Origin of the sequence: Dokdonella sp., from assembly GCF_036518555.1 — a bacterium.
In the GTDB taxonomy this organism is placed as follows: domain Bacteria; phylum Pseudomonadota; class Gammaproteobacteria; order Xanthomonadales; family Rhodanobacteraceae; genus Dokdonella_A.
Genome location: NZ_DATDMY010000068.1, coordinates 1 through 5,768, shown reverse-complemented (window position 1 = coordinate 5,768; position 5,768 = coordinate 1). Strand labels below are relative to the sequence as shown.

6 protein-coding genes are annotated in these 5,768 nt (G+C 68.7%); 4 read left to right on the top strand and 2 right to left on the bottom strand.

Going from position 1 to position 5,768, the window contains the following annotated elements; translation table 11 throughout:
• Positions 1 to 120: 120 nt before the first annotated feature.
• Positions 121 to 510 carry a VOC family protein gene (locus tag VI238_RS04345; protein WP_331648835.1) on the bottom strand — a complete coding sequence of 130 codons (390 nt, stop codon included), beginning with the start codon at positions 508 to 510 and terminating at the stop codon, positions 121 to 123.
• Between the two features lie 57 nt (positions 511 to 567).
• Positions 568 to 999, bottom strand: a complete 432-nt coding sequence (locus tag VI238_RS04340) for an AraC family transcriptional regulator (protein WP_331648833.1) — start codon at positions 997 to 999, stop codon at positions 568 to 570.
• A 113-nt stretch (positions 1,000 to 1,112) separates the two neighbouring features.
• On the opposite strand from VI238_RS04340, the gene metG reads away from it, so the two are divergent.
• From metG to VI238_RS04320, 4 genes are all read left to right on the top strand, one after another.
• Complete coding sequence (metG, locus tag VI238_RS04335) at positions 1,113 to 3,296, top strand: methionine--tRNA ligase (RefSeq protein WP_331648831.1); 2,184 nt, start codon at positions 1,113 to 1,115, stop codon at positions 3,294 to 3,296.
• 10 nt (positions 3,297 to 3,306) lie between these two features.
• On the top strand, positions 3,307 to 3,861 hold the full coding sequence (locus VI238_RS04330; protein WP_331648829.1) for a putative signal transducing protein: 555 nt from the start codon (positions 3,307 to 3,309) through the stop codon (positions 3,859 to 3,861).
• A gap of 107 nt (positions 3,862 to 3,968) precedes the next feature.
• Positions 3,969 to 4,952, top strand: coding sequence for a hypothetical protein (locus tag VI238_RS04325; RefSeq protein WP_331648827.1), 984 nt, complete (start codon positions 3,969 to 3,971; stop codon positions 4,950 to 4,952).
• Between the two features lie 74 nt (positions 4,953 to 5,026).
• Positions 5,027 to 5,768: RnfABCDGE type electron transport complex subunit B (locus tag VI238_RS04320; RefSeq protein WP_331648825.1), on the top strand; the 742-nt coding region annotated here is incomplete at its 3' end.

Sequence of the window (5,768 nt, the reverse complement as noted above, 5' to 3'; positions counted from 1 at the left end):
TAGGATCGCCGTCGGCGCGCCGCTTGCCGATCCAAGGAACACCGAGGACGTCGCGCGGCGACCGCCTCCCGCGGCTGCCGTCGGACGCGTCGACCCCGTCCGACGAAGGCCTCATGCATCTCAGCCGACGTGCTGATAGATCTGCACGAGGTTTCCGCAGCCATCGGCGAATACGGCGATTTTCACCGCTCCCATCGGCGTCGGCCTGGTCGTGAACGTGACGCCGCGGCCGCGCAGGCGATCGTGTTCCGCCTCCACGTCATCCACCTCGAAGGCAACCACGGGGATGCCCTGCGCGAACATCGCCTCCTGGAACGCGCGGCCGGCTGGGTTCGCGTTCGGTTCCAGCGACAGTTCGGTCCCCTGCTGTTCCTCCGGCGATACGACGGTGATCCAACGGTAGTCGCCCGCCGGGAATTCGTTCCTCTTTCGGAAACCGAGGACGTCGGTGTAGAACGCCAGGGCTCGGGCCTGATCGTCCACCATGATGCTGGTCAGCTTGATGCGCACGCAAACCTCTCCCTCAGTGTCGTGACGCGCATCGTAGCCGCTGACCTGCGGGATGGCTTATCGGGAATTGCGCAACGCGCCGACCGGCAGTCGCGCCATCAGGCTGAGACAGCCCGGAAAGTGCGCGGGAGGCGGCCAGCCGGACACGGCGACCGAACAGTGCGCGATGCGCTGGAACTCGCGCGGTGACATGCCGACATGGCGCCGGAACAGGTTGGAGAAACTCCCCGCGCTGCTGAAGCCGAGCTCGATGCAGGTATCGGTGACGGAGTGGTCGCCGCGTGCCAGCAGCTCCCGTGCCTGCCGTATGCGCGCCTGAGTGCGCCAACGGTGCGGCGTCAGGCCGAACAGCGCATCGAACCGGCGCACGAAGTGGAACAGCGACATGTTCGCGACCGCCGCGGCCTGCGCCAGCGGCGGATTCTCCGCACAGGTCTCGCGCAGGAAGTCACGGGCGCGACACAGGCGCGTGAAGGCGGGATTGCTCATACAAGGACATCCTGCATGCCCGGGGACAAAGCTTCAAGATCGCGGGTGCCACGCTCGACTCCGGTCCGCATGCCATAATTCCGCTTTGCAGCAACGATCGGAAGCCGCGACGCATGAGTGCGCCGAAACCCAAGCACGTCCTCGTCACCCACGCCCTGCCGTATGCGAACGGCCCGCTGCACATCGGCCACCTGCTCGGCTACATCCAGACCGACGTATGGGTGCGCGCGCGGCGCATGGCGGGCGACACGGTGCACTTCGTCGCGGCCGACGACGTGCACGGCACGCCGATCATGCTCGCCGCGGAAAAGGCGGGGCTGACGCCCGAAGAATTCATCCGAGGCGTGTACGACAGCCACGTGCGCGACTTCGTCGACTTCGGCATCGTGCACGACGGGTACTACACGACCCATTCGGACGAGAACCGCGAACTCGCCGAGCTCGTCTACGCGCGCCTCAAGGCGGGCGGCCACATCGCCGCGCGTTCGATCCGCCAGCTGTACGACCCGGTGCGCCGGATGTTCCTGCCCGACCGCTACGTGAAGGGCATCTGCCCGAACTGCGGTACGCCGGACCAGTACGGCGACAACTGCGAGCACTGCGGCGCGACGTACGCGCCGACCGATCTCAAGGATCCGCATTCGGTACTCTCGGGCGCGACGCCGGAGCTGCGCGACTCGGAGCACTACTTCTTCCAGGTCGGCGACTTCGCCGCGATGCTGCGCGACTGGCTCGCCGGCACGCTCACGCACGGCGCGCCGGTCATGCATGCGTCGGTCGCGGCGAAGCTGCGCGAATGGCTCGACGCGGAAGGCGGCGTGCGCGACTGGGACATCTCGCGCGACGCGCCGTACTTCGGCTTCCCGATTCCCGATGCGCCGGGCAAGTTCTTCTACGTCTGGCTCGATGCGCCGATAGGCTATCTCGCGAGCTTCAAGAAATACTGCGCGAGCGAAGCAGGCGCCAAGAACGGCCTCGCGCCGGCCTCGTTCGATGCGTTCCTCGAGGTCGCCGATCCCGCGTTCGACCCGGACGCGGAGATGCACCACTTCATCGGCAAGGACATCGTCAACTTCCACGGCCTGTTCTGGCCGGCGATGCTGCGTGGCGCGAAGCTGCGTACGCCGACCGCGCTGCACGTGAACGGCTATCTCACCGTCAACGGCGAGAAGATGTCGAAATCGCGGGGCACGTTCGTGATGGCACGCACCTACCTCGACGCTGGACTCGACCCGGACTACCTGCGCTACTACTTCGCGACGATGCTCACCGCGGCGCCGGTCGACCTCGACCTCGACCTCAAGGCGTTCGAGGAGCGCGTGAACTCGCACCTCGTCGGCAAGTGGGTGAACCTCGCGAGCCGTTGCGCGGGGTTCGTGCACAAGTTCTTCGACGACCGTCTCGCAGCGACGCTGCCCGCAGCCGAGCGCGCGCTGTACGACGCCTGGGCCGCGAAGCTCGCGCCGTGCGCGGAGCTCTATCGCGCCTGCGACTACGCCGGCGTCGTGCGCCTGCTCGTCGAGGTCGCCGACGAAGCGAACGCGTACGTCGCGACGAGGGCGCCGTGGCTGCTCGCGAAGGACGAGGCGAAGCGTGAGGAACTGCACGTCGCGTGCACGCTTGCATTGAACGGGTTCCGCCTGCTCTCGATCTGGCTGAGCCCGGTCGTGCCCGCGATCGCGGCGCGCGCGCGTGCGTTCCTCGCCGAACCGTGGTCGCGCTTCGACGTCGCCGCCACGCCCGCGCTCGGCACGCGCATCGCCGAGTTCTCCGCCCTCACCGTCCGGGTCGACCCGAAGAAGATCGAAACGATGATCGAAGCCTCGAAGGAATCCCTCAAACCCACCGATACCGCTGCCTCCGTGGGAGCGGCTTCAGCCGCGATCCCCGCCGGCGAAACGGCAAAGAAGAGCATCGCGGCTGAAACCGCTCCCACCAAAGCAGGCGAAGGCACGCCGCTCGCGGCGACGATCGGCATCGACGACTTCGCCAAGCTCGACCTGCGCGTCGGCAAGGTGCTCGCGTGCGAATTCGTCGACGGCTCGGACAAGCTGCTGCGCTTCGAACTCGACGCCGGCGAACTCGGCCAGCGGCAGATCTTCTCGGGCATCCGCGCCGCCTACGGCGAACCGGAAAAACTCGTCGGCCGCAACGTCGTGTTCATCGCCAATCTCGCGCCGCGCAAGATGCGCTTCGGCGTGTCCGAAGGCATGATCCTCTCGGCCGGCACCGGCGGCGGCGACCTGTTCCTGCTCGACGCCGACGCGGGCGCGCAACCCGGCGCGACGGTGAAGTGACGGAGGCGGCTTGCGACGCGCGTACTGGTCCGCCGATTACGCCGAGGCGCACGTCGTCGAATCGATGCTGCGCGCACACGGCATCGAGGCGTGGGTGTTCGACGCGCTGCTCGTGCGCCAGGACTGGTTCAAGACGCTGACGTTCGGCGGCTATCGCGTGATGGTCGCCGACGAGGACGCCGCGCATGCGGCCGACCTCATCGGCGAGTACCGCGCCGGGGCGCTCGCCATCGCCGACGATGGCGTGGACCGACCCGCTTGCCCGCACTGCGCCACACCGGGCCGCGAGGATACCCAGCCGCGACGGGTCGTCTTCGTCGTGTTCATTGCCCTGCAGCTGCTGGTCCTGGCCTCGGCGATGTTCGCGACCTACGCCGACGCCACGACCGCGATCGTGCTCGGTGGCAGCGTCGTCGCGGTGCCTATCGCCATGATCATCGCTACGCGTCATCTCAAGGGCCGCTACGCCTGCCCGCGATGCGCGATGCGCTGGCGCACGCATCCGACTCCATTCGCGACCGTGATGCGCGAGGTCGAACAAGCTTCGCGCGCCGCGAAGCTGTAGGATCGGTCCGGTGACGCTGGAATATTGCAGAAAGTGCGTTGACGCCATCCATCGCGTCGACTGTTGCCAGCACGGCGGCCGTCCGTAACCGCTCCAGGAGAAATGGCATGCCCACGCTTCTTGGCCGTTCGGCTCTCGCAACCGCACTGGCTTCCTGCGGCATCGCCGCCGCGCAGGCGGCGGGCGATCTGAACTTCACCACGCCCCAGGCCGCCATTGCCGTCGAGCGCGGTGGCAGTACGGCCATGCCGATCCATGTCGAGAACACCGCCGCCGAGGCTTCGGATGCGACCACCGTGATGGTGGCACGATTGCGCGAGGGCTGGACATTCGCATTGGCGGGCACGGGGTGCGGTGCCCTGCACGACACGTCGGAGGCGGACGTGCGCGCGTTCGACATCCCGTCGCTGCCGCCCGGCGGCACGCTCGACTGCGAGCTCACGCTGACGCGGTCGCCCGCGGGCATCGACGACCTGCACGTGCAGGTGTGGTCGGCGATCGGCTTCCGCGTGACGATCGATGCGATCGCCGGCACGTTCGCCGACATCGCGCTCGACAGCGAACTCGTGTCCTCGTCGGTCGACCCGTCCGGCGTCTCCCACGGCGTGTTCCGCCTGACCGCGACGAACGTCGGCAACGTGCCGGTCGGCGCGTTCGACGCCATGACGTGTAGTCACGCGCGCACGTTCAATAATGCGATCGCCGGTGGCTGCGCACCGACCACGAGCACATGCGCGCGCGAATTCGTCCCGACCCCGGCGCAGGGCGCGCGCCTGCCGGCGCTCGCGCCGGGCGAGCAGGCCTCGTGCCTGCTCGAGGTCCCGCTGCCGTCGCCGATCCCGTTTGCAGACGACGCATTGACGATCGACCAGGACCCGCCGTGGGACGTCTGGCTGATCGACACCGCGACCGCGGGCCGGGTCTACGACGCGAATGCCGCGAACAACACGGCGCGCTTCGATGCACCCGTCGGCGGTGTCGCACCCATTTCAGCGCCCGCGGTGTCTCCGCCCGCGCTGGCGCTGCTGGGTGCGGGCCTGGTGTGGATCGCTGCGTGGGTCTCGCGTCGGCGTGGGCTCCGACGACCGTGACGACACGCTCGCCAGCCGCAGGGCCGGACTCGGGTGATCCCACGGCGGCGGTTGCCGCTCGCATCGATGCATTGTTGCCGCAGACGCAGTGCACGCGCTGCGGCTTTCCGACCTGCCGCGCCTACGCCGATGCGATCGCAACCGGCGAGGCCGACATCGACCGCTGCCCGCCGGGCGGTGCCGACGGCGTCGCCGCACTCGCGGATCTGCTCGGCATCGCGGCGAAGCCGCTCGATCCCGCGTACGGCGCCGAAGCGCCACCGATCGTCGCCGTCATCGACGAGGGCGTCTGCATCGGCTGCACGAAGTGCATCCAGGCCTGCCCGGTCGACGCGATCGTCGGTGCGGCGAAGCGCATGCACACGGTGATCGCCGACGAATGCACCGGTTGCGAACTCTGCTTGCCGCCCTGCCCGGTCGACTGCATAGCGCTCGTGCCGGTCGCTGCCGCGCCGCTGTCGCGTGCACGCGTGCTCGAGCGCGCCGCGGTGGCGCGCGAGCGCTTCGATGCGCGCAAGGCACGCAAGGATCGCACCGGCGCGAGCAATACTGTGGCAGCGGCGGAAGCCGCGATGCTTTCATCCCCGGGTGACGACGCTGCCGCGGCGAAGAGGATCACGGCTTTTGCCGATCCCACGAACGCCGCTCCGACCGCCGCGATCGCCGGCGACACGGCCATCGCGCCTGAAGCCGCTCCCACACCAGCGCCGCAGGCCGGCAGTGCCCCGAGCGCGCGTTCGCGGCCGATCGACCGCGAGGCTGTGCTCGCGGCGATCGCGCGCGGCAAGGCGCGCCGCGCCAAGGACACGAACGGCT